Source organism: Streptomyces sp. NPDC002911 (assembly GCF_053591835.1).
In genome coordinates this window covers 172,231-195,585 of the sequence record NZ_JBSFUO010000012.1, presented here as the reverse complement: position 1 = coordinate 195,585, position 23,355 = coordinate 172,231, and the positions used below count along the sequence as shown (strand labels likewise).

Here is a 23,355-nt window from a genome sequence, read left to right as displayed (position 1 = left end):
CCCCCGTCGAGCAACATCCGGAGACCTCTCGTGACCACCGCGCCACCTGCCGGGCCGGCCGCGCCGCCGCGCGCACTGCCTGCCCTCCTTGTTCCTTCCCCCACCTCGGTTCCGCGACCCGAGGCGCCGCTCCTGCCCCCGGTGCGCAGGACGCCACTCCTCGTGTCCGGGCTGCTCGCCGTAGCTCTGACCGCGTATGTGTGGTCCGCACACGGCGCCAAACCGGGCGTACTGCTCCTGCTGGGGCTCGGCCTGGGCGTTGCTCTCTTCCACTCCAGGTTCGGCTTCACCTCCGCCTGGAGGCAGCTCGTCGCGGTCGGCAACGGCACCGGGCTGCGGGCGCACGCGCTGCTGCTCGGTACCACTGCCACCCTGTTCGCACTGATCATCGGCACGAGTACGGGTCTGTTCGGCTCACAGCCCGCGCCGTCCGCCGGGTCGATCGGGGTCGGCCTGATCGTCGGCTCACTGCTCTTCGCGATAGGGATGCAGCTGGGCGGCGCCTGTGCCTCGGGGACCCTGTTCGCCGTCGGCTCGGGGCAGACTCCGGTGGTGCTGACCCTCGGCGGATTCATCGCGGGCGCAACGCTCGCCGCCTGGCAGTTCGACCTGTGGAAGGACCTCCCCGCCTGGGAGCCGGTCGTCCTCTCCGACCACATCGGCTGGTTCGGCTCATGGGCGGTGACGATCGCCGCGCTGCTGCTCGTGGTCGCGGTCACGCGGCGCGTCCAGGCGCGTCGTAACCCGCCGCCGCTCGGCGCCGTACCCTCTGCGCGCACCACGGCCGTGCGGGCCTTCCGCGGCTCCTGGCCGCTGGCCGTCGGCGCCCTGGCGCTGGCCCTGCTCGGCGCGGGCGTGCTGTCGGTGTCCGGCGGCGCCTGGGGCGTCACGAGTGCGTTCAGCCTGTGGGGCTCGGAACTGGTGGGCGCGCTCGGCGGCCACCCGGAGAACTGGACCTGGTGGCAGCAGCCGGGCAACGCGGAGATGCTGGCGGGCCCGGTGCTGGCCGACAAGACCAGCCTCACCGACATCGGCATCATGATCGGTGCCGCGGTGGCAGCCGCACTGGGCGGTACCTGGGCCCTGCACCGTGGCATCCCGTGGCGCACGGCCGTCGCGGCGGTGCTCGGCGGTGTGCTGATGGGCGTCGGCGCCCGGCTGGCCGGAGGCTGCAACATCGGTGCCTACCTGGCGGGCGTCTCCTCCGGCAGTCTGAGCGGCTGGCTGTGGGGCGCGGTGGCACTGATCGGCACCTGGCTCGGGCTCAAGCTGCGCCCGCTGTTCGGCCTGGGCAACCCCAAGCCGGGCGACGGCGTCTGCTGAGCACCCCCGCCATGGCGATCAGCCCGCTCGCACGGCGGAGGACCACAGTTCACAGGCCTCCTCTACGATCGTCCGCGTGTGCGCAAACGTCATAGTCGCTGAAGACGACGCGAAACAGGCCGAGCTGGTCCGGCGCTACCTCGAACGCGAAGGCCACGCGGTCACCGTGGTGCCGGACGGCCTCGCCGCCCTCGAACAGGCGCGGCACGGGACGCCGGACCTGCTGGTCCTCGACGTGATGATGCCGAAAGCCGACGGACTCGACGTGGTCCGCATACTGCGCGCCGAGGAACGGGAGTTGGCGGTCCTCATGCTGACCGCCCGCGCCACCGAGGACGATCTGCTGCTCGGGCTGGACCTGGGCGCGGACGACTACATGACCAAGCCCTACAGCCCGCGGGAGCTCATGGCACGTGTGCGCACGCTCCTGCGGCGTACCCGGCGGGAGGGGAAACGCGAGGACGGCCATGTGCTGCGGGTGGGGACGCTCGCAGTCGACCCCGTGCGTCACGAGGTGGCGGTCGACGGCGTGGAGGTCGAGTGCACACCGGGGGAGTTCCGGCTCCTCTCGGCGATGGCCGCCGAACCCGAACGGGTCTTCACCCGCGAGCAGCTGCTCGCCGAACTCCATGGGTTCGACCGGTACATCAGCAGTCGTACGGTCGATGTGCACATCATGAATCTCCGCAAGAAGATCGAGCGCGCGCCCCGGCGACCGGTCCGGCTGCTCACCGTGTTCGGCGTGGGCTACAAACTGATGGACCCGACGAAGGGGGCCCAGCGTGCTCCGGCGCGCTGAGCGCGGCGCGCACCGCCTGCGGCTGCCGCTGCGCAAGAGCCTGCTCGGCCGGCTGCTGGCTGTGTCGGCGCTCGTCGCCGCCTGTTCGGTCGCCGCGACCGCGTGGCTGGCGGTACAGACTACGTCCGGCGCCATCGAGCAGGAGCAGGGCCGCAATCTGGCGGCCGACACCCGTGTCCTCGACGCCCTGCTCGCCTATGCGGCCGAGCACCCCACCTGGGACGGTGTGGGGACCACGGTGAACGGGCTGGCCGACGCGTCCGACCGGCGGATCACGCTGACGACGCAGAGCCGGGACGTACTCGCGGACTCCGCAGGTTCCTCCCCGCAGTCACCGGCGCTGCCTCCCCAGGCGACAGCGGTGGTGGACCCGTTGTCAGTGGCCTCCGTGTCCTCCGGGCCGGAGTCGGGCCCGGGTTCCGGTTCCAGTTCCGTGACGGTCGCGGAACCCGGTACGGACGGGGAGCTGCGCTCCGGGACCGACCGGGTGGACCCGCGCGCCGTCGGACCGTTCAGACTGCCGCAGGCGGAGCGTACGTCGTTGAGGCGTACCGCGGAGGAGGCGGTGCGGTGCCTCAGCCGGTCCGGGATCGCCTCGGACGTCGTCGAGAGCCCGAGCGGTCGGCCCCGTATCCAGGTCGTGGGCAACGATCCGGACCGTATGCGCGGCAGCCGGTGCTCGACGGACGCCCTGGACAGCCCCACCGAAACCGAGGCGAAGGCGCTCACCGCACTCAACGAGCTCGTCAACGCGTGCCTGGACCGGCAGGGGCGCGAAGCCGTACGGCTCGATCTGGATCTCTCGTGGAACACGGAGGCGGAGCCCGTGGCCGCTTCAGCCGCCCCCGAGCCGTTGCCCGTGCCCAGCATCAGCACGCCGCAGGAGTCCCCGCCGACTGCTCTCACCACCCCCGCGCCCCTGGACAGCGAGAACGACCGTGACATCGCTTCGTGTGTCGGTATCGCCCGCCAGGAGCAGCTCAGTTCGTACGTCGCCTCACCCGCACTGCTGTTCATCAGCGACCCGGGCGGCGGCGCTGTTCCCGGTTTCGACCTGTCCCCCGGGAACACGGCGAAGATCGTCGGGGTCGTGGCGCTCGTCCTCGCGCTCACTGTCGGCGCCTCGATCCTCGCCGGAGTCCGGCTCGTGCGGCCGCTGCACGCGCTCACGGGTGCGGCCCAGCGCATGCGGGACGGTGAGAACCCGTCACATGTGGTCGTCGCCGCGGACAACGAGATAGGCCGGCTGGCCACCGCTTTCAACGACATGTCGGCCCATCGCGCCCGCCTGGAGGAGCAGCGCAAGGTGATGGTCAGCGATGTGGCGCACGAACTGCGCACTCCTTTGAGCAACATCCGGGGATGGCTGGAAGGAGCCCAGGACGGCATCGCGGATACGGACGCGCAGTTCGTCTCCTCCCTCCTGGAGGAGGCGCTTCAGCTGCAGCACATCATCGACGACCTCCAGGACCTGTCGGCGGCCGATGCCGGCGCCCTGCGTCTGCACCCCGAACCCGTACGCATCGACGAGCTGCTCGCCCATGTCGTGGCGGCCCATCAGGCCCAGGCCGATGCCTCCGGGGTCGGCCTCACCGCGGCCGTTCCGGACGGGCACGAACCGGTCCCCGAGCTCACCGCCGACCCGGTACGGCTGCGGCAGGCGATCGGCAACCTGGTCTCCAACGCCGTACGCCACACCCCGGCGGGAGGACGGGTGACGCTGCGGGCGTACGCGACCGGGTCCGGCGGAGCGGACGAAGAAGTGGTGGTGGAGGTCGCCGACACCGGCAGCGGCATGGCGCCTGAGGACCTGCCGTACGTATTCGACCGGTTCTGGCGCGCGGAGAAGTCACGCAGCCGCCGTACCGGGGGCAGCGGCCTGGGGCTGGCGATCGTCCGCAAGCTCGTCGAGGCGCACGGCGGGTCGACGGCCGTGGTCAGCACCGTGGGCCAGGGGTCGGTGTTCACCCTGCGCCTGCCATCGGCCGGACCTGATCCGATGAACACAGCGGTCTGACAGATTCCTCACAACTGCACTCCAGTCTGTGGGCAAGCCCGGCGCCCGACGCGCATCCGCGCGCGGGCACCACCAACGCCGAGCTGGAATCGGAGTTCTTCATGTCCCTTCGCCCGACCCTGCGCACCGTCGTCCTCGCCACCGCCGCAATTGGCGCGGTCCTGCTCCCGTCCGGCGTGGCCGCCGCCGACGCCACGCCCACGGCGGCACCCACCGAACTCGCGGCCACCCCCGCCCCCGCCCCCGCGCCCGAGGGAGCCGAGCCCTCCGAGGCGGCGACCCCGGTACCGGCCGAGTCCGTGCCGGCGGGAACGATGCCGCGGGGCGGCGTCGCCGCCGGGGAGCGTCCGGCCGGCGAGGCCGGTGACACCGCCCTGTACGGTTCCGCGGCGGGCGCGGCGCTGCTCGCGGGCGTCGGCGGCGCCTTCGTGCTGCGCCGCCGGTCCGCGGCACAGCGCAACGGCTGACCCCGCACGGTGGCGCCGCTCCCCGAACGGGGGCGGCGCCACCCGCCGTCACTCGTCCCGCTTCGCTCGCCCACCGCACCGGAGTACCACTCATGCCCCTTGCCCCGAACTCGTTGTGGCGGACAGCCGTGTCCGTGGCGGCAGCCGGCCTGCTGCTCGCCCCCGCCACCGGCTGCGGCGCGCCCGACGCGCCCGAACCTTCCGCCAGGGTCGTCTCACCCGCACCCCCGTCCCCGGAAGCGCCCAAGGCGCCGGCACCGACGCGGCTGACGGTCCCGTCGCTGGGGATAGACAGCACGCTGTTGAGGCTGGGGCTCAACGAGGACGGGACGGTCGAGGTTCCGCCGGCCGAGAAGGGCATGACGGCCGGCTGGTACGCGGGCGGGGCCGTCCCGGGCGAGCCCGGCGCCGCCGTGCTCATCGGCCACAACGACACACGGTTCGGCAAGGCCGTCTTCCATGACCTGCACGCGATCGCCAAGGGAGCGGACATCGCCGTGTCCGGTGGGGGAGGGGAGGAGGCGCACTTCACGGTGACCGGCACCGAGACCGTCAGCAAGAACGCCTTCCCCACCGAGAAGGTCTACGGACCCACCGACGAGCGGGTGCTCCGACTGATCACGTGCGACGGGGACTTCGACGCCGCCGGCCACCCCGTGGACAACCTCATCGTGTACGCCGAGCTGAGCTGACCTGGGAGCGTCCCGTGCCGACCGCTTCCCGTCCGGGCACCCTCCGACCGCGCTCGGAGACCAGATGGAACCCGCTGTAATCGGGGCGCGCCTCGCCGCGAGTCCATTCCATATACGTCATCCACCGGACGTTCCAGGGCTATCTCGGGGCCAAAGCGGCTGTTGAGGGCCTGGACTTCGAGTTCCTCATTTCCCAGGCGCATCTCGACCAGTGGGAAGACGTCATCAGAATGTCCGTTGCCCCCCAGGCCCACGGAGCGCACGCGGCTGCTGACCGGTCTCATCCGCCGCAACGAACTCTCCGCGCACGCCATGAACCGGCTTCATCTTCTGGCGGCCGCGTGTCTGGAACATGCGACGGAACTCGCCCCGGCGGTGCGCGTGGAGGTACAGGAGCGAGCCGGAGCGCTGATCGAGGTCGGCCCGGTCACCTTCGTCCGGCCGGCAGGCCGCGCCCGATGCGGCTGCCGTAACTCTTGACGAGTACACGCATGCAGGCCAAGAATGTTCGCGCGGTGCGCATGACAACGTTGTCGTCGTTCGAGAGGTGCGAGCTCAATGAGATGGACCCACTGGATTCGCGGTGCGGGGACGGCGGCTGCCACGGCCGCCCTCCTCGGCGGCGCCGTCGCAGCACCTGCCGCGGCGGACGGAGGGGGGCACGCCGAACGCGGTCGGCTCACCGATCTCGTCAACCCGTTCATCGGCACCGAGAACGAGGGCAACACCTACCCGGGCGCCGCGGTGCCCTTCGGTATGGTGCAGTTCTCCCCCGACACCGGGCACAACACCGGCTACGACTACTCGGAGACCCACATCCGGGGCTTCTCCACCGTCCACATCTCCGGCGTGGGCTGCGGTCTCGGCGGCGACCTCCCGGTGCTCCCGACAACCGGTGACATCACGTCGACGGACAACGCCACCTACGCCGCCGAGTTCAGCCACGACGACGAGAAGGCGAGCCCCGGCACCTACCAGGTCGGCCTCAAGACGGGCATCAAGGCCGAGCTGAGCGCCACCGAGCGCACCGGAGTGCAGCGGTACACCTTCCCCGCCACGGACAAGGCCAACGTCCTCATCAACGCGGGCCAGTCGCTGCACAAGACCGTGAACACAGAGGTCGAGATCCTCGACAACCGCACCGTGCGCACAGCCATCACCGGAAGTGGCTTCTGCCAGGACACCAAGCCGTACACGGTGTACACGATCACCCGCTTCGACCGGCCCTTCACCACTTCCGGTACCTGGAAGGGCGACGCGGTCACCGAGGGCTCGAAGTCGTCGTCCGCGGCAGCCGAGCGCAACGGCGCCTTCGTGCGCTTCGACACCTCCGAGGACCGCACCGTCGAGGCGACCACCGCGATCTCGTACGTGGACGCCAGGGGTGCAGCCCTCAACCTCCGTGCCGAAGGCGGCCGTTCGTACGAACGGGTCGCACGCGCCGCCCAGGCCGCGTGGGAGGACCGCCTCGACGACGTCCAGGCGAAGGGCGGCAGCGAGACCCTGCGCCGGACCTTCTACTCGTCCCTCTACCGCTCGTTCCTCGCGCCGAACATCGGCAGCGACGTCGACGGCCGCTACACAGGCTGGGACCAGAAGACCCACCGCGCCAAGGGGTTCACCTACTACCAGAACTGGTCGCTCTGGGACACCTACCGCACCCAGGCGCAGCTCCTGTCGCTGCTCGCCCCGCACGAGTCCCGTGACATGGCGATCTCCGTCCTGAAGATCGACGAGGACAGTGGCTGGCTGCCCAAGTGGGGCTACGGCACGGTCGAGACGAACATCATGACCGGCGACCCGGTCACGCCGTTCCTGACCAACGCCTACCAGCAGGGTCTGCTCAAGGGCTACGAGGAACAGGCGTATCGCGCGCTGAAGAAGAACGCCGACGGGGTGCCCCCCGCCGACTCCGCCCCCGTGGGCCGCGAGGCCAACAAGGAGTACCTCGCCGACGGCTTCGTGCCGTACATCAAGGGCCGCGCCCATGTGAAGCCAGGTGACTCGGACTACGACCACGGTGCCTCCGCGACCCTGGAGTACGCCCTGTCCGACGCGATGCTGGGGCAGATGGCGAAGGAGCTCGGGCACGAGGACGACGCCGCGCGGTATGCGGAGCGGGCGCAGAACTACCGGCAGATCTTCGACAGTTCGACCGGCTTCTTCCGTGCACGGGACGCGAACGGTGCCTTCACCGGGCCCGCCGACCCGGCGAAGAGTGAGGGCTTCCACGAAGGCACCTCCTGGCAGTACCAGTGGCTCGTCCCGCAGGACCTGCCCGGCATGGTCTCCCTGATCGGCGGCACCGAGGCCGCCAACGAGCGCCTCGACTCGTTCTTCGCCTACGAGCAGCTGCTGCGGGACCCGGCGAAGACCGCCCGCGAGGTGTGGGTGAACGGGCCGTACGACTACTACAACGCGGACAAGTACAACCCGCAGAACGAGCCCGATCTGATCGCCCCCTACACCTATCTCTCCACGGGCCAGCCCTGGAAGACGACCGACGTGGTGCACGCCGCGCTCACGCTCTTCACGGACACCCCGACCGGCATGACCGGCAACGACGACCTGGGCACGATGTCCGCCTGGAACGTCCTGTCCTCGATCGGAATCTTCCCGGTCCAGCCGGGCACCGACACCTGGAGCCTGTCGACCCCCGTCTTCGAGCGGGTGGACCTGACCCTGGACCGGCGCTACTACCCCAAGGGCAAGCTGACCGTGCAGGCCCCGGGCACCTCCGACTCGGCGCGCTACGTCCAGTCGGCGTGGACCGACGGGACCGCGTACGGGAAGACCTACTTGACCACCGAGGACATCCGCGGCATACGCGACCTGTCCTTCGAGGTCGGTACGACGCCCTCGCAGTGGGGTACCACGGCTGACGCGGCGCCGCCCGCCCTGAAGTAACCGCGACTGAACGATCCTGTGCGTACACGGCCCTCCCCTCACCGAGGGGCGGGCCGTGTACGCGTCCCAGGGCACGGGACGGACCGCGCCCGCCCGCGGCAAGGGAGCGCCGTCGGCCGGACGGAGGAATTGAAGCGCTTCGACAGATCACTGCTTCCGGTGCGACCTATTGACACCCCTCTGCCTGACTGCCATCTTCGAAGCGCTTCGACGATCACGGCCTGGGTGCTCCGTCCTGGCCTGAGCCCCGAGGACGGACCATGGCGTACTTCGACAATCCCGTGATACCCGGCTTCAGCCCGGATCCGAGCATCTGCCGCGTGGGCGAGGACTACTACGTGGCGACGTCCAGCTTCGAGTACGTACCCGGGGTGCCGCTGTGGCACAGCCGGGACCTCGTGCACTGGCGGCTCATCGGGCACGCCCTGGACCGCCCGTCACAGTTGGCGTTGCCTGACACGGCCCCGTCCTCGTGCGGGGTGTACGCCCCCACCCTGCGGCACCACGACGGCCGTTTCTGGATGATCACGACCGTGGTCGCCGGTGCGGACAACGTCCTGGTGACCGCCGAGGACCCCGCCGGCCCGTGGTCGGACCCTGTGCCGGTCGGCATACCCGGCATCGACCCCGATCTGGCCTGGGACGACGAGGGCAACTGCTGGTGCGTGTTCTCCCACGGCGGGATCCGCGGGGTGCGCATCGACCCGGAGACGGGCGAACTGCTCGGCGAGCCGGTGGAGATGTGGTCGGGAAGCGGGCTCCAGTACCCCGAGGGTCCGCACCTGTACCGGGTCGGCTCCTGGTGGTACCTGCTGTTGTCGGAAGGCGGGACGGAACGTGGGCACGCGATGTCGGTGGCCAGGGCCCGCACTCTTCCGGGGCCCTTCGAACCGCACCCGGACAACCCCGTGCTGTCTCACCGCAGCACCGGCCACCCGGTGCAGAACACCGGTCACGGCGATCTGGTGCGGGCGCACGACGGGACGTGGTGGATGGTCCTGCTGGGCACCCGGCCCCGTGGCGACACCCCCGGGTTCCACGGCCTGGGCCGGGAAACGTACCTGGCACCCGTGCGGTGGGAGGACGAGTGGCCGCTGCCCGGCCCGCTGGAACTTCGCGACGAGGCACCGGCGCTGACCCCGCACCCCTGGCCCGACGAGCCGTACCGCGACGACTTCGACTCCGCCGCGCTCGCCCCTCACTGGGTATCGCTGAGGCGCCATGACCCCGCGGCCGTACGCCTGGACGAGCGGCCGGGCCACCTGGTGCTGCACGCCCGCGCGGACGGTCTGGACCAGCCCGGCGCCCTGTTCGTGGGAAGGCGTCAGCGCGATCCGGACTGCAGTGCACGGGTGCGGGCCGACGCCGGTGACGGCCGGGGCGGGCTTGCCGTACGGCTCGACGAGGCTCACCACTACCAGGTGGAGACGGAGGGCGGCACGGTGCGTGCCGTCGCCCGCATCGGCCCGGTGCGTCAGACGGTCGCCGAACGGGCCGTGCCCCAAGGAGCGTTGACGCTGCGGATCGACGTGACCACCACGGACGTCCTGCCGCCCACCGTCACCGTACGTCCGGCGGGCCCCGCCGACGCGGTGCCTTCCGGGCTCCGCGTCGGCGGTCCCGACACCCTGCGCCTGGGATTCGAGACCGACGACGGAGACTTCGAAGTCCTCGCCGAACTCGACGGCCGCTACCTCACCACCGAGGTCGCGGGCGGTTTCACCGGCAGGGTCGTCGGCATGTACGCGACTCAGGGCGCGCCTGCCTTCGACTGGTTCGAGCTACGACCGGCCTGACGACGCCCCGAGGCCGCGATCCGGCCACCGCCCCGGCGGCCGGATCGCGGGACAAGGGTGCTCAGCGGGCCAGGGTGGTCTCCAGCCACTGCAGGATCTCCGGCGTGACCGGGTCGGTGATGTCGGCGAACTCCTCGTGCTTCTTGAGGAACTTCGCCACATACGGGCAGACCGGCACGATCCGCTTGCCCGAGGCCCGTACGTGGGTCAGCGCCTCCTGCACGAGGACGGAGGCAAGTCCCTGTCCGGCGAAGGCGTCATCGATCTCGGTGTGGAAGAAGACGCGCTGTCCGTCGCGGTCGCGGTAGGCGGTGAACCCGGCGCTGACCCCGTCGACCAGTATCTCGTAGCGGTGCCTGGCGTCCACGTTCCGGACCGTCGTAGCGGGGGCCTGAGTCATCGTGTGCTGCCTTTCGGGCGTGTCGGGTTGCCGCGCGGTGCGATGGTGGCGTTGGGGAGGGCCGGGGCGGGGAGACGGTCGCCCGGGTAGCCCTCGACCTGGCCGAATCGGTCGGAGGCGGCCTCCCAGTCCTGGCGTGCCTCGACGATGTCCTCGTGGCTGCGGGCCACGAAATTCCACCACATGACGATCCGTTCCTCGAACGGGGTTCCGCCCACGAGCACCGCACGGGCGGGGGCGTCCGTCTCGTTGGTCAGGGTCAGCTCGTCGTTCCCCGGGCCGAGGTAGCCCAGCTCGGCCCGGCGCAGCGTCGCTCCGGCCATCCGGATGGCGCCCTGGTCGACGAGGAGACCGTGCTCGAAGGCCGGGTCCGTGTCGAGTGTCGTCGTCGCGTGCGGCTCGAGGACGATCTCGGCGCCGAGCAGAGGGGTGAACGTCGGGACCGGTGAGGTGTCCCCGGCGAGGGAGCCGAGAAACACCCTGAGTACGGCTTGGTCCCGGCGTACCGGGCTCGGCGCGTGGTGCCGGAAGTCGCGCCCGGTGTCCCGGTGCTCCTCGGGCAGGGCCACCCACAGCTGGACCCCGTGCAGGATCGACGTGCCGGAGGTGGAGACCTCCGTGTGGCTGATCCCGTGGCCACCGGTCATCAGGTTCAGCTCTCCGGGGCGCACGATGGCATGGCTGCCCAGACTGTCGCGGTGCTCGATCTCCCCGCTGAACAGCCAGCTGACCGTCTGCAGGCCGATGTGCGGATGCGGAGCCACGTCCATGCCACCGGTCTCGGCGACGTCGTCGGGGCCGTAGTGGTCGATGAAGCACCAGGCTCCGATGAGTGTGCGGGCCCTCTGCGGCAGTGTGCGCCGCACCGTCATCGCCCTCGGACCGCCCAGGGGCACGTCTCTCGCCGTCAGTACATCGACACCGGTGCCGGACGCGGGCTCCTGGCCGTCCGTGTCCGTGTGCGGCGCGACGTGTCCCGTGCCGACGCCGCTCATCACGGACCCCCTTGGACCAAAAAGGTGCTTTCATGTTCAACGATCATGCTTGATGATAAGCCGTCGCCCACTCGGACGCACGGCACGACGAGGGGCGGTACGTCCCGGTGAGGAGTCCAGGGTGAACGGTACGCAGGCGGGCCATGCGAACGAACGGGTCTACGTCGACAAGCAGAGCCCGAAGGCCTATCACGCTCTGACCGCTACGGCCGAGGCGGTACGCGCGGTCGCCCAGGAAGCGGGGCTCCCGCGGACTCTGGTCGAACTGGTCAACCTCCGGGTGTCACAGATCAACAGCTGCGCGTACTGCCTGGACGTCCACACCAGGGCCGCGCTGCGTGCGGGCGAGACCACCCAGCGGCTGGGCGTGCTGGCCGCCTGGCGTGACACGGAGGTCTTCACCGCGCAGGAACGTGCCGCCCTCGAACTCGCCGAGGCGACGACCCACCCCGCCGACGCCTCCCTGCAGGAGGACGCCTGCACCACGGCCCGCCGTGACCTCTCCGAGGACGAGATCTCGGCCGTGATCTGGGTCGCCGTCACCATCAACGCCTTCAACCGGGTCTCGATCATGAGCAAGCACCCCCTTTCCGCCCGCCGTCCGGGTGAACTTCGCTCCGATCGGGCCGTACGCCGGGCAGGCATAGGGCGTCCGCGTTCCTCGCGGCGGAAGCACCGGTGGACGCGGAAGCGCAGACCGGGCGAAAGGGGCGCTCCATGCTCGGTCCACGGGCCACGCGGGCAGGGGCCGGGGCAGGCGCCGGAGCCTGCCCCGGCACCGGCCGGGCCCCGCACACGGCCGGTGAGGCTGCCGCGGCCGTCGACACCGTCCTCGCGGAGCACCTTCACACCAGGCTCCGGGAAGCCCGGCGGGTGGACGCCGTGTTCGCCGCGGAAGTGGCCTCCCGGGTCGCCGGATTCGTCCTGCGCGGCGGCAAACGGCTGCGGACGGCCTTCGTGTGGTGCGGGTGGCTGGCCGCCGGAGGCACCGGCGACCCCAGGACGCCGCTGCGCATCGGCGCCGCCCTGGAGCTGCTGCAGGCCTGCGCACTGGTGCACGACGACGTCATGGACGAATCCCCGGTACGCCGGGGCGCGCCCGCCGTGCACGCGGACTTCGCCCGCATGCACCGGGCGGGCCGCATGCGCGGTTCCGCCGCGTCCTACTCGGCCAGCGCCGCGGTGCTCGCCGGCGACCTGGCGCTGGCCTGGGCCGACGACCTGCTCACCGAGACCGCACTGGCCTCCCCTTACGGAGGGCAGCTGCACCAGGAGTGGCAGGCCATGCGCGGCGAGATGGTCGCCGGGCAGTACCTGGACATGCGGGCGCAGGCGACCGGTTCCTCCGACCCCGCCCAGGCCAGGAAGATCGCGACGCTCAAGAGTGCGCTCTACACCGTGGAGCGGCCGCTCGCCCTGGGCGCGACCCTGGCGGGCGCCGATGCCCGGGCCATGGACGGGCTGCGGTCCGCCGGCCGGTGCGCGGGACTGGCCTTCCAGCTCCGTGACGACCTGCTGGGCGCGTTCGGCGACCCCGCCGTCACGGGGAAACCCGCCGACGAGGACCTGCGGGCGCGCAAGCTCACCGGTCTCCTCGCGGTCGCCCTCCGGCTCGCCGCAGAGTCGGGCGACAACGAGGCTCTGGCCGTACTCGCCCCCGAGGGGACCGCACCTGGCGGAGGAACGGTCGACCGGATGCACGCCGCCCTGGAGCGTACGGGCGCGCGGGCGGTGGTGGAGGAGGAGATCGCCGGCCTCTCGGAGTCGAGCCTGCGACACTTCGCGTCCGTCGGAGCGGATGCCCGGGCCCGGCGGGAATTCGCCGCGCTGGTGGCCAGGGCCGTGGGCACCGGCCCCGCGAGGAACGGGGTGGGCGCATGAGGACCGTCCACGGCCCCACGGACCATGTGGTGGTGGTCGGCGCAGGCCTGTCCGGTCTGGCCGCCACCCTCCACCTGCTCGGCGCGGGCCGCAGCGTGACCGTCATCGAACGGGACGCCGGACCCGGAGGCCGTGCGGGGCGGCTGGAACTCGGCGGGTACCGGGTCGACACCGGGCCGACGGTGCTGACCATGCCGCACCTGGCTGACGAGGCCTTCGCCGCCGTCGGGGACAGCCTCCACCGCCGGGTGGAGCTGATTCCCCTGCACCCGGCCTACCGGGCCCGATTCGCGGACGGCAGCCAGATGGACGTACACACGGACGGTGAAGCCATGGAGGCCGAGGTCCGGCGGTTCGCCGGGGCCACGGAGGCCGCCGGGTACCGCAGGCTGAGGAGCTGGCTGGAGCGGCTGTACCGGGCGCAGATGCACCGTTTCATCGACACCAACTTCGACTCGCCCTTCCAGCTCCTGCACCCGGACCTGGCCCGGCTGGCGGCCCTGGGGGGCTTCGGCCGGCTCGATCCGCAGATCGGCAGATTCCTCTCGGATCCACGGCTGCGCCGGGTGTTCTCCTTCCAGTCGCTGTACGCGGGAGTCGCCCCGGCCCGTGCGCTCGCCGCCTACGCCGTCATCGCCTACATGGACACGGTCGCGGGGGTCTGGTTCCCGAAGGGCGGCATGTACGCGCTGCCCCGGGCTATGGCGGCCGCGGCGGCCGACGCCGGGGGCCGGTTCCGGTGGTCCGCCGAGGTGAGCGCACTGGAACGGTCGGCAGGGCGGGTGCGAGCCGTCCGGCTGGCGTCGGGCGAACGGATCAGCTGTGACGCGGTCGTCCTGACACCGGATCTGCCCGTCGTCCACCGGTTCCTGGGCCGGGCCCCACGCCGCCCCGTGCCGCTGCGTCACGCGCCGTCCGCCGTGATCCTGCACGCGGGCACGGACCGCACCTGGCCGGAACTGGCGCACCATACCCTCTCCTTCGGTGCCGCCTGGAAGCGCACCTTCGACGAACTCACCCGGACCGGGCGGCTGATGAGCGACCCGTCGCTGCTCATCACCCGCCCGACGACACATGACCCGTCACTCGCGCCGCCGGGCAGGCACCTGCACTACGTCCTGGCCCCCTGCCCCAACACCATCACCGGCCCGTCCGCCGGTGCCTGGCGCGGCCTGGGACCGCGCTACCGGGACAGCCTGCTGGCCGAGCTGGAGCGTCGGGGGCTCCACGGCTTCGAGACCTCCATGGACCGGGAGCTGCTGGTCACCCCGGTGGACTGGACGGCCCAGGGCCACGCGGCGGGCACCCCGTTCTCCGTGTCGCACACCTTCGCGCAGACTGGCCCCTTCCGGCCACGCAATCTCGTACGCGGTTACGACAACGTCGTCCTCGCCGGGTGCGGAACCACCCCAGGGGTGGGCGTGCCGACCGTACTCGTGAGCGGCAAGCTCGCCGCAGCCCGCATCACGGGCCTTCCCCGCACGACGGGTGTGCGCCCTCATCCCCCCGTTCCTGAAGGGCAGAGCACATGAACCGCCGTGAACTGGACGCCGCCGGAATCACGGGGCCCGCCCTGCGCGCCGCCTACGCCTACTGCCGGCGGCTCAACGCCCAGCACGGGCGGACATACTTCCTGGCCACCCGGTTGCTGCCGGTCGAACGCCGCTGTGCCGTGCACGCGCTGTACGGCTTCGCCCGGTGGGCCGACGACATCGTGGACGACCTGGACCGCCGGCAGTCCCCCGGAGAGCGCGACCGTCTGCTGAGCGTGCTCGAGAGCGACCTGGCCCATGGACTGCGTACGGGAGGCGGCGACGAGCCGGTGGTCAGGGCCGTTGCGGACACCGCCGAGCGCTACGCCGTCGACCACGGTCTGTTCGCCGACTTCCTGACCTCCATGCGCAGCGACCTTACGGTGACCGACTATCCGACGTACGCCGATCTGCGCGTCTACATGCACGGTTCGGCAGCGGTGATCGGTCTCCAGATGCTGCCGGTGCTCGGCACGGTCGTGGCCCGTGAGGAGGCGGCCCCGCACGCTGCCGCTCTCGGCGTGGCCTTCCAGCTGACCAACTTCCTGCGGGACGTGGGCGAGGACCTGGACCGCGGGCGCGTCTACCTGCCGGCGGACCTGCTCGCCACCCATGGTGTGTATCGGCCCCTGCTGGAATGGAGCCGCCGCACCGGACGGCACGACCCGCGCCTCCGGGCCGCTTTCGCCGAGGCCGACGCGATGATCCGGACCGTGTACCGGGAGGCGGAACCGGGCATCGCGATGCTGGAGCCGCGGGTACGGCCCTGCATCCGCACGGCCTTCGTCCTGTACCGGGGCATCCTGGACGCGATCGCCGATGACGACTACCGGGTGCTGCACCGTCGCGCCGTGGTGCCGCGCCGGCGCCGGACCGTCACCGTCGCGGACGGGCTCGTACGGATCCTGGGAGCACGGATGCGGGCCCGGCCGGCCGCCGCGGCGGAGGGCTCCTGGCGATGAACGATCCGCGCAGACGGACGGCCTGGACCTCTCCGCTGCGGGTGCGGCGCGCCCCCCGCTGGGAGCGGCAGGCTCCGACCTGGCGTGAGGCGAAGCCCACCGTGATCGCCGAAGCACTGAAGCGGGCCACCTCCCGGCCCTCGGGCAACTGGTACGTCGTCGGGGCCTCCCGGAAGATCGGGGCCCGGGACCGCCCGTACGGCCGGACGATCGCCGGGACGGAGATCGTCCTGTGGCGGTCCGAGGACGGTGAGCTGCGCGCCGGCCCGGGGAAGTGCCCGCATCTGGGGGCTCCACTGCGGGACAGCCGGGTGGTCTGCGGGACGCTCCTGTGCCACTGGCACGGTCTGGCCGTGGAGAGCGGGCCGTTCGCCGGATGGGAGCCGTACCCGGTGTATGACGACGGGGTGCTGGTCTGGGTGAGGCTGGACCGGGCCGGGGGCGAGACTCCGCTTGAGTGCCCGGTCGTCCCGGTGAGGCCGGCGGCGCACGACGCGGTGGACGCGGTGTTCACGGCGGTGGGCCGGTGCGAATCCGAGGACGTGGTCGCCAACCGGCTCGACCCCTGGCACGGATCCTGGTTCCACCCGTACGCGTTCGTCGGCCTGAAGGTGACCGGCACCCCTGAGGACGGCGGTGAGGACGCCTTCGCCGTCGATGTCTCGTTCAAGGTCGCGGGACGCCTGGTGGTGCCTGTCCGGGCGGTGTTCACCGCGCCCGGGCCACGCACGGTGGCCATGCACATCACGGACGGCGAGGGCGCCGGGTCGGTGGTGGAGACCCATGCCACGCCGCTCACGGCGCCCGGTGCCACGGACCCGCGGACGGCGGTGGTCGAAGCCGTCGTGGCGGCCTCGGACCGGCGGGGCTTCGCCCTGGCGCGCGCCGCCGCGCCCGCCCTCCGGCCGCTGATGCGCCGGACGGCGGGCCGCCTCTGGCGTGACGACCTGGCGTACGCCGAGCGCCGCTGGTCGCTGCGGAGCACCGGGCGCTTCCCCGGCTGAACGTCAGTGCCGCGTGGCCAGGCCGGCCAGGGCGCGCAGGACCCGGGAGCGCCCGGCACGCGGGACGGTCCAGAGCACCTGCCCGCGGATGCCCCAGTCGGCGAGAAGGGCGTTCGCGGCCAGGAATCCGGAGGTTGCCGCACGCTCCATCAGGGCTACGGGGAGGCCGGTGCGGACCAGGTCGCCCGCCAGTGTGACGCGAGGATGGGGTGTGCGTACGGCCGGCCTGCGGTGGTAACCGCCCACGGAGAAAACGGGGCAGTCGGCGCGCCACTCGTGGCGGGCGTCGACGACCCGGGCGTCCGCGGTCTCGGGATAGACCTCGTGCAGCCGGTCGAGCATCCGGCGCCGGACCTCCTTCGGTTCGGCGCCCTCGTCGACTGCGTAGGCATGGAGTTCCACCACGGAGCCGCCCGTCCGCGCGGCCCACCGGGTCGATTCGCCTTCCCAGCGGTCCAGAACGCTGACGTTGTCGAGTCCGTCGTAGCCACTGGTGCCGAGGAACCCCGCGCGGTCCTCGCGCACGGGGCGGTCGAGCCACAGCCGGGACACGAGGAACGGTGGCGCCGTGCGCAGGGCCGCGATGTCGGCGCGCCAGGATGCGTCGCCCAACTTCTCTGAGGCGCCCACGACATGGCGCAGGCCGCAGGTGTCCAGGGCGAGCACCACGGCCTGGTGACGGTCGGCCGCCCCGTCGGTTTCCACGGTCAGGTCTCCGACGGCCGCCGGGTGGACGCGGTGGACCGGAGCACCGGTGCGCACCTCGGCGCCGAGTCGCCGCAGATACCCCCCCAGAGGTGCCCAGAGCGCCTGGGGGAACGGCTCGCGCGGCACGTCGAAGAGGAGCCCTTCGGACGACCCGAGGAAGTAGATGTGGAACATCAGCAGCAGTTCGGCGGCGGACAGCTCACGCGGGTCGGCGAAGAAGCTGCGGGAGAACACCTCGAAGGCCAGGTGGCGGGCAGCTTCGGGGAAGTTGATCCGGCGCAGGAAGTCCTCGGCGCTGACGCCGTCGAACCGCTCGTACACCTCGGGAACCCGCACGTCGAGGAGGGGCAGGGCCTCGCGGGGGTCCATCGCCGCGAGGTCGTGCCAGCCGAACGACGGGCTGAGCGCGACGAAGCCGAGCGCGCTCCATGGCGGGGTCCTCGGCACGCGGGCGAAACTGTCCGCCATGCCGTGGCGGTGCCGGAGCGGGTAGTCCGGCAGCGGGGTGAGCGCCATGAGTCCGGGATCTGCACGGCGCAGCAGTCCGCGAAGGTTGTAGTACTGGCGGAAGAAGGCGTGGAAGCCTCGGCTCATCGTCGCCCCGGAGCCGTCGGCCAGACGCACGGGCCACCCGGCGAGACGGCCGCCGAGGGTTTCGGCCTGTTCGTACAGCGTCACGCGGACACCGCGTTCGGCCAGTGCGGTCGCCGCCGCGAGGCCGGCGATACCGCCGCCGATCACCGCCGTCGACGGCGCTGCGCCGGTGAAGCGCTCGCGTCCCGGTTCCGGCACGAGCACTTCCGCCCGGCGGTCACGTCCGTGCCGGGTGGCGTCGGGGTGGCGCCTTCGGGCACTCATGACGCTCCGCGCCCGGCGGGCCCCACGGCGCTCCGGGCGAGGAACACATGAACGATTCCGGTCTGCCAGCCGCCGACGGGAACGGTCCGCACGAAGGGGAACCCGGCTACGGCGATCCGTTGCGCGAAGACGGGTGCGGTGTCGAAAGCGAGGACGCTGCGCCACAGGTGGCGGTACAGCTCGCGGTCGCCGGTGAGTGTGCCCGCCGGGACGATGACACCCCGGCAGACCGTGTTCCACACGGCGCGGTGCACGGGTGAGCCGCTGAGGCTGTACTCGTGGACCAGAAGGCGGCCGCCGGGAAGCAGGAGGGCGCGCACCGCTTCGAGGATTTCGCCCGGTGCGGCGACGTTACGGAAGACGTAGGCGGCGAAGACGGCGTCGTACGAGCCGTTGCCGTCGGTGGCGGGGAGCTCCTCTGCGGACTGGTGCACGAAGCGGACGTTCGGGGGCCAGCGTTTCGCGCGCGCCCGCTCCAGCATGCCGGCGGAGGCGTCGACGGCTGTGATCCGGGCGTACGGGGCCGCCCGCAGCAGCGCCCGCGTGGACGCGCCCGTTCCGCAGCCGAGATCGAGCACCCGCAGTCCCCTCCCACCACGGGGCAGCCGGAGGCGGTGCGCCGAGCGGAGGAGGTCGGAGCGGTGGCCCGGGTTCAGCGAGGTGAGCCGGTCGTACGTGTGCGACGCGTGATCGAAGGCGTGTGCCAGGTCATGGTCCCGCAGGAGGGTCATGGGGGGCTCTCTTCGGATCGGCCGGTGGCCCGGCGGGCGAGAAAGGGGAGTTCGGCCGCGGAGCGGAGCATCGGCCCCATGGGCGTACGCAGGCCGATGCCGAATTCCTCCCACGGTGTGCTCCTGCCGTCGAGGAAACGCAGCAGCCGCTCCATCGGGATGCGGCGGAACAGTTCGGTGAAGAAGCGCGGCCCGTCCACGCGCCCGGTGTCGAGGGCCCGGAGCAGCACGGCGTCCATGGCGAGCGCCCGGCGGCCGTGCGGCGGTGGCACGCCCAAAGGCCCGTGGTGCAGCGCGGCGGCGATGGCCCGGCTCTGGCGCTGGACGGCGGCGAACGTGTAGCCGGTGGCCGGACGGGTGGCGCCGCCGGCGGCACCGATACGGAAGACGGCGCGGCCGGCCCGTCGGGGGAAGCGGGCGTCGGTCATGCGGATGACTCCCTGCTCGGCCGACTCGACGGTGAACCGGCCGAGTGCCAGGACGTCCCCGGTGTACTGCCGAAGAGCCGCTTCGTACGCGGCCGTGGTGAGCGGGGCACGGGAGAACTCGGTGTATTCCACCAGCGCCCGGTCAGGTGCGAGCGGCAGCACATAGCCGAACGCGAGCCCATGGCGGGGCTGCGGAACCCGGAAGTCCATGAGGTCCGCCACCCCGGGCTCGAAGCGGGGAACGGCGGTGTGCACGAACCAGCCCCGGAAGTGCTGGAGCAGCAGCGTGCGGTGCGGTGGTGTGTCTCGCACGGGCCGTGAGTCGAAAACGTATCTGCCGCACAGGGTGAGCGACTGTCCGTCGGCCGTCGTGCAGCTCACCTCGGCGCCGTGCGGTACGTCGCGCACCTCGTGGGCGGTGGCACGCAGGACGCGGGCCGTCGGGGACGCCGCGAGGCGGGAGTGGACCAGCCGTTCGAAGGGGCCCGAACGCACCATGCGGTAACACAGTGGCGCGGGGTCCGACACGATGACTCCGCCGTCCGGTCCCCGCACCCGCATGCGCCGCCAGGAGGCTGCGACGGCCTCCTCGAACTCGCCGGTGCCCGCTTCCCAGTAGCACCAGGTGCGTTCCGCCGGGCGCAGCGGTCCGTCGGGGGCCTCGACCAGTGTCACTCCTGTGCCGGTCCTGGCGAGCCAGTGCGCCAGGCAGAGTCCGGCGGCACCGCCGCCCACGATGACGGCGCCGTCCACTCTCGCCTGCACGCGTCCGGTCACTTTGCGGGGGTCCGCGCCGACGCCCGGTCGGCCAGCACCTCGCGTGCCGCCCGGCTGCCGGACGCCTGCGCGCTCCGCCCCGAGCCGGTGGCCCGGTCGAGGTCGAGTGCGCAGGCCGGCCCCGTCAGTCCGGCGCCTACGGCGACGACGTGGGGTGGCGACGGGTGCTGTCGGTTCGTCATCCGTGTCCCTCGGTTCGGTCCCCACCCAACTGACGGGGCGGCAACCCGATCACGTCCCGGGCGGTGAAGCCAGGAGCCGCCACGGGATCGCCTCCTCGTATGACCCGTGTGGCTGCTTTGACCGCCGGTGCACAGGCACTCAGGAGTCGCCGCGCTTCTGCCCCAGGGCGTCGGGCCCTTGTCCTCCTTGTCCAGGCTGTCGTCCTTCTTCGTCACAGGACCTCCTCGATCGGGGCGGTCGAACCCCGCAGTTCCAGCGTCGGCAGATTCAACGGTCCTGCACCCGGTGGGCGACCGGCGCCGGCGCCGGTCGCCGTCGGCTCATGCCGTCAGATGCCGCATAACCGTGCGCATCGCGCGGTGCACGGCCTCGCGCGATTCGTCGGTCCGGTCCAACGCCTCGAAATCGTGGTGGCCGTTCGGCACGTCGATCACTTCGACATCGGCCCCGCACGCGTGCGCAGCGGTCAGGAACTCCTCCACCGTGGCCGCGACAGCGGACGCCTCCAGTCCGGGCCGGACCAGCACGATCGGCAGAGAACCCGCGTGAGCGACCGCGTCCGCCGGGTGGAAGCGGCTGTCGAGCCGCCCCCAGTTCGGCAGCGACGCCATGATGGGGTAGTTGGCCGCCAGGCAACGCAGCCACGGTGGGGGCTTCCCCATCCAGTCCGCGGTGAGTGGACCGCTGCCCGAGAAGAACCACAGAGCGACCCGGTCGGCGTCCACCCGCGGATCGGCCCTGACCCGCTCCACGGCGTCCGCCAGATCAGCGGCGGCCGGCTCGTAGTCGGTCACGGCGTGCAGACGGTGGTCGAGGGTCACACCGACCACTCCCTGTCCGGCGGCGTAGCGGGCGTATCCCGTCATGCCCGGCCAGTTCCGGGGGGTCGGGCGGGCCTCGCGGGGCACCGGACCGCCGTGGACGAAGACCACCGCCGGGCGGGGGCCATGGGCGGCGGGCGGCAGGTACAGGTCGATGTTGTCGGTGCGCTCACGGGGGAGCTCGGGCACGTCCAGCAGGAACGGCTGCGACTGCGTGTCGCCCGCCGGAGTCAGCCGGTGGCCCTCGCCCGCCCCGGCTTTCAGCAGCGTCACCGCGAGCGCAGCGGGGCTGGACAGCATCGGCCAGTGCCCTGTGGGCAGTTCGAAGAAGGTCACCCGAGGATCGGTCAGCGCCTGCAGGGTGGGTTCGCCGAAATTCACCCGGGCCTGGACCATCGCGATGCTCGCTCCGTTGCCCGCGCACAGCACGCCGGCCATCGGCACTGTGGCCGCCGCACCGGTCAGCCTCAGCGGCTGGAGCAGTGTGCCCAGGGGCTGCGGCGACGCGAGGGCGGTGAGCCGGTCGAGGGCCGTCTCGGGGACGCCCGCGGTGCTGCCCCAGAGCTTCCACGCGTCGCGTTCCGGAGGTGGCAGCACCCCGCCTGACCCCTGTGCGCTCTTCCCGGCGGCCCGCAGCACCGCCTCGCGCACGCCCTCGTCCGGCACGGCGGCCAGGGCCGGGACACCGTCCTGGGGCAGCCCCGAGTCCAGGTAGACGATCCGGGCGACCGCTTCCACCCGACGGTCGGCGGCACCCAGAACCGGATGGATGCCGTAGTCGTGGCCCACCAGCACGATCTTCCGGCCGGCAGACTGCGCGACCGAGTCGATCACCGTGAGGACATCCGCGATGTGCGTCTCCAGGTCGATGTCGCTACCGGCCGGGGGACGGATTCCGCCGAGCCCGGTCAGGGCCACGGCCCGGACCTCGGCACCCGCAGCGGTCAGCCGCGACGCTGTGTCGTCCCACACGTGCGGGCCGGTGAACACACCGGACACCAGGATGAACGTGATCATGGTCTCTCCTCGATACGCCGTCGTCCTGGGACCGGCCCGGTCACCCGGCCCCTCTCGGGTACCGTAGGAACTCCCCCTGAGGGAGATTCAAGTGTTCTCGTCGTACGACGGACTGTGCGGCATCGGCGAGCTCGCCGAGCGGGCGGGAGTCAGTGTGAAGACGGTCCGCTACTACTCCGACGGAGGCCTGCTCCCCGAGGCGTCCCGCAGCGTCGGCGGTCACCGCAGGTACGGCCCGGACTCACTCGAGCGGCTGCGGATGATCCGCTCCCTGCGCACCCTGGACCTGCCCGTTTTGGCGGTGCGCCGCATCCTGGACGAGGAGGACGCCGCGGGGCGTGCGGGCGGTGCTCTGGAGGACGCCGTCGCCCGGCAGTTGCGCGCGCTCGGCACGCAGCTGGCAGCGCTGCGCTGGAGGGAGGCGGGCCTTCGCTCGGTGCAGGAGTGCCCGGCCGCCGACCGCGCCGACCGGCTGCGACTGATCGGCGCGGTGACCGCGCCGCCGAGCACCGCACCACTGGCCCGGTTCTGGCGAGGCTGGCTGCCGCCGAGGATGCCGGCCCGGTCGGTCTCCGCGTTCCTGGAGGCCGCGGTCCCGCAGCCCCCCGAGGACCCCGAACCGGTCCATGTGCTTGCCTTCGCGCGCCTGTGCGCCCTGGTGTCCCGCCCTTGCGACGGGCACGAGTGGACCCGGACCCAGCCCCATGCGCACAAGGCCGCGGGAGCCCGTGCTTCGGCCGTGCTGTACGCGGGTCTGGCGGAGGCGTACGACCTGGCGGGCACCGAGATGCGGCAGGCCAGGGAACCGTATCCGGGGGAGGCGTTGGAAGGGTTCGTGGACGCGTACGCAAGCGCCCACAACACCGCGGACACTCCGGGCTTCCGCCGCGTGCTCGCCGGGCAGCTCGCGGCCGACCCGCGCATCGACCGCTACTGGGAGCTGACAGCCGAGCTGGTCAGCCCTCCGGACGGCCGGCCCGAGCCGACACCCGGGTCCGCACACGACTGGCTCCTCGCCGCGCTGCATGCCCAGCTGGGGACGGACCTGCCCGCGTAG

The 23,355-nt window shown here is 71.9% G+C and carries 20 protein-coding genes and 1 pseudogene; 14 read left to right on the top strand and 7 right to left on the bottom strand.

From position 1 onward, the window contains the following. The first annotated feature begins 30 nt into the window (after positions 1-30). From ACWD04_RS20610 to ACWD04_RS20575, 8 genes are all read left to right on the top strand, one after another. Positions 31-1,323 (top strand): YeeE/YedE family protein, encoded by a 1,293-nt coding sequence (locus ACWD04_RS20610; protein WP_451133876.1) that lies wholly within the window; start codon positions 31-33, stop codon positions 1,321-1,323. Positions 1,324-1,399: 76 nt separating this feature from the next. Beyond that, positions 1,400-2,122 (top strand): response regulator transcription factor, encoded by a 723-nt coding sequence (locus ACWD04_RS20605; protein ID WP_451133874.1) that lies wholly within the window; start codon positions 1,400-1,402, stop codon positions 2,120-2,122. Next, complete coding sequence (locus ACWD04_RS20600; RefSeq protein ID WP_451133872.1) at positions 2,106-4,139, top strand: sensor histidine kinase; 2,034 nt, start codon at positions 2,106-2,108, stop codon at positions 4,137-4,139. Before ACWD04_RS20605 ends, ACWD04_RS20600 begins: the two co-directional genes overlap by 17 nt. Before the next feature lie 101 nt (positions 4,140-4,240). Continuing rightward, positions 4,241-4,606, top strand: coding sequence for a hypothetical protein (locus ACWD04_RS20595; protein ID WP_451133870.1), 366 nt, complete (start codon positions 4,241-4,243; stop codon positions 4,604-4,606). Between the two features lie 92 nt (positions 4,607-4,698). Next, positions 4,699-5,298 (top strand): class F sortase, encoded by a 600-nt coding sequence (locus ACWD04_RS20590; protein WP_451133868.1) that lies wholly within the window; start codon positions 4,699-4,701, stop codon positions 5,296-5,298. A gap of 237 nt (positions 5,299-5,535) precedes the next feature. Continuing rightward, on the top strand, positions 5,536-5,778 hold the full coding sequence (locus tag ACWD04_RS20585) for a hypothetical protein (protein ID WP_451133866.1): 243 nt from the start codon (positions 5,536-5,538) through the stop codon (positions 5,776-5,778). Positions 5,779-5,856: 78 nt separating this feature from the next. After that, entirely contained in the window at positions 5,857-8,205 is a 2,349-nt protein-coding gene (locus ACWD04_RS20580) for a GH92 family glycosyl hydrolase (RefSeq protein ID WP_451133865.1), read from the top strand. 260 nt (positions 8,206-8,465) lie between these two features. Continuing rightward, the gene (locus ACWD04_RS20575; protein WP_451133863.1) at positions 8,466-10,001 is read left to right on the top strand and encodes a glycoside hydrolase family 43 protein; all 1,536 of its coding nucleotides are present in this window, start codon (positions 8,466-8,468) and stop codon (positions 9,999-10,001) included. Positions 10,002-10,062: 61 nt separating this feature from the next. Here ACWD04_RS20575 and ACWD04_RS20570 read toward each other — a convergent pair whose 3' ends face one another. Then, the gene (locus tag ACWD04_RS20570) at positions 10,063-10,401 is read right to left on the bottom strand and encodes a GNAT family N-acetyltransferase (RefSeq protein WP_451133861.1); all 339 of its coding nucleotides are present in this window, start codon (positions 10,399-10,401) and stop codon (positions 10,063-10,065) included. Next, positions 10,398-11,396, bottom strand: a complete 999-nt coding sequence (locus tag ACWD04_RS20565; RefSeq protein WP_451133859.1) for a pirin family protein — start codon at positions 11,394-11,396, stop codon at positions 10,398-10,400. Before ACWD04_RS20565 ends, ACWD04_RS20570 begins: the two co-directional genes overlap by 4 nt. 121 nt (positions 11,397-11,517) lie before the next feature. Here ACWD04_RS20565 and ACWD04_RS20560 point away from each other — a divergent pair. From ACWD04_RS20560 to ACWD04_RS20540, 5 genes and pseudogenes are all read left to right on the top strand, one after another. Next, a pseudogene (locus ACWD04_RS20560) lies at positions 11,518-11,985 on the top strand (carboxymuconolactone decarboxylase family protein); the annotation flags it as partial. 128 nt (positions 11,986-12,113) lie between these two features. Further along, positions 12,114-13,277, top strand: a complete 1,164-nt coding sequence (locus ACWD04_RS20555; RefSeq protein ID WP_451133857.1) for a polyprenyl synthetase family protein — start codon at positions 12,114-12,116, stop codon at positions 13,275-13,277. After that, positions 13,274-14,809 carry a phytoene desaturase family protein gene (gene crtI / locus ACWD04_RS20550; RefSeq protein ID WP_451133855.1) on the top strand — a complete coding sequence of 512 codons (1,536 nt, stop codon included), beginning with the start codon at positions 13,274-13,276 and terminating at the stop codon, positions 14,807-14,809. The genes ACWD04_RS20555 and crtI overlap by 4 nt, the downstream gene beginning before the upstream one ends. Beyond that, a complete protein-coding gene (locus ACWD04_RS20545) occupies positions 14,806-15,771 on the top strand; it encodes a phytoene/squalene synthase family protein (protein WP_451133853.1) in 966 nt (321 codons plus the stop codon). Before crtI ends, ACWD04_RS20545 begins: the two co-directional genes overlap by 4 nt. Beyond that, positions 15,768-16,775: a DUF5914 domain-containing protein gene (locus tag ACWD04_RS20540; RefSeq protein WP_451133851.1), complete on the top strand. Its 1,008-nt coding sequence runs from the start codon at positions 15,768-15,770 to the stop codon at positions 16,773-16,775. The genes ACWD04_RS20545 and ACWD04_RS20540 overlap by 4 nt, the downstream gene beginning before the upstream one ends. A 3-nt stretch (positions 16,776-16,778) precedes the next feature. On the opposite strand, the gene ACWD04_RS20535 is transcribed toward ACWD04_RS20540, so the two are convergent. The 5 genes from ACWD04_RS20535 to ACWD04_RS20515 all read right to left on the bottom strand — a co-directional run bounded on the left by ACWD04_RS20535 (position 16,779) and on the right by ACWD04_RS20515 (position 22,298). Then, on the bottom strand, positions 16,779-18,341 hold the full coding sequence (locus ACWD04_RS20535) for an FAD-dependent oxidoreductase (protein ID WP_451133849.1): 1,563 nt from the start codon (positions 18,339-18,341) through the stop codon (positions 16,779-16,781). Next, positions 18,338-19,072, bottom strand: a complete 735-nt coding sequence (locus ACWD04_RS20530; RefSeq protein ID WP_451133847.1) for a class I SAM-dependent methyltransferase — start codon at positions 19,070-19,072, stop codon at positions 18,338-18,340. Before ACWD04_RS20530 ends, ACWD04_RS20535 begins: the two co-directional genes overlap by 4 nt. After that, the gene (locus tag ACWD04_RS20525) at positions 19,069-20,277 is read right to left on the bottom strand and encodes a lycopene cyclase family protein (protein WP_451133845.1); all 1,209 of its coding nucleotides are present in this window, start codon (positions 20,275-20,277) and stop codon (positions 19,069-19,071) included. The genes ACWD04_RS20530 and ACWD04_RS20525 overlap by 4 nt, the downstream gene beginning before the upstream one ends. Next, entirely contained in the window at positions 20,274-20,459 is a 186-nt protein-coding gene (locus ACWD04_RS20520; protein ID WP_451133843.1) for a hypothetical protein, read from the bottom strand. Before ACWD04_RS20520 ends, ACWD04_RS20525 begins: the two co-directional genes overlap by 4 nt. A 321-nt stretch (positions 20,460-20,780) precedes the next feature. Further along, positions 20,781-22,298: an alpha/beta hydrolase gene (locus ACWD04_RS20515; protein ID WP_451133841.1), complete on the bottom strand. Its 1,518-nt coding sequence runs from the start codon at positions 22,296-22,298 to the stop codon at positions 20,781-20,783. 91 nt (positions 22,299-22,389) lie between these two features. On the opposite strand from ACWD04_RS20515, the gene ACWD04_RS20510 reads away from it, so the two are divergent. Then, positions 22,390-23,355, top strand: coding sequence for a MerR family transcriptional regulator (locus tag ACWD04_RS20510; protein WP_451133839.1), 966 nt, complete (start codon positions 22,390-22,392; stop codon positions 23,353-23,355).

Coding starts and splice junctions, on each gene's coding strand:
- ACWD04_RS20595 (WP_451133870.1), top strand. CDS start 4,241: ATGTCCCTTCGCCCGACCCTGCGCACCGTCGTCCTCGCCACCGCCGCA.
- ACWD04_RS20590 (WP_451133868.1), top strand. CDS start 4,699: ATGCCCCTTGCCCCGAACTCGTTGTGGCGGACAGCCGTGTCCGTGGCG.
- ACWD04_RS20580 (WP_451133865.1), top strand. CDS start 5,857: ATGAGATGGACCCACTGGATTCGCGGTGCGGGGACGGCGGCTGCCACG.
- ACWD04_RS20575 (WP_451133863.1), top strand. CDS start 8,466: ATGGCGTACTTCGACAATCCCGTGATACCCGGCTTCAGCCCGGATCCG.
- ACWD04_RS20570 (WP_451133861.1), bottom strand. CDS start 10,401: ATGACTCAGGCCCCCGCTACGACGGTCCGGAACGTGGACGCCAGGCAC.
- ACWD04_RS20565 (WP_451133859.1), bottom strand. CDS start 11,396: ATGAGCGGCGTCGGCACGGGACACGTCGCGCCGCACACGGACACGGAC.
- ACWD04_RS20555 (WP_451133857.1), top strand. CDS start 12,114: ATGCTCGGTCCACGGGCCACGCGGGCAGGGGCCGGGGCAGGCGCCGGA.
- crtI (WP_451133855.1), top strand. CDS start 13,274: ATGAGGACCGTCCACGGCCCCACGGACCATGTGGTGGTGGTCGGCGCA.
- ACWD04_RS20545 (WP_451133853.1), top strand. CDS start 14,806: ATGAACCGCCGTGAACTGGACGCCGCCGGAATCACGGGGCCCGCCCTG.
- ACWD04_RS20540 (WP_451133851.1), top strand. CDS start 15,768: ATGAACGATCCGCGCAGACGGACGGCCTGGACCTCTCCGCTGCGGGTG.
- ACWD04_RS20535 (WP_451133849.1), bottom strand. CDS start 18,341: ATGAGTGCCCGAAGGCGCCACCCCGACGCCACCCGGCACGGACGTGAC.
- ACWD04_RS20530 (WP_451133847.1), bottom strand. CDS start 19,072: ATGACCCTCCTGCGGGACCATGACCTGGCACACGCCTTCGATCACGCG.
- ACWD04_RS20520 (WP_451133843.1), bottom strand. CDS start 20,459: ATGACGAACCGACAGCACCCGTCGCCACCCCACGTCGTCGCCGTAGGC.
- ACWD04_RS20515 (WP_451133841.1), bottom strand. CDS start 22,298: ATGATCACGTTCATCCTGGTGTCCGGTGTGTTCACCGGCCCGCACGTG.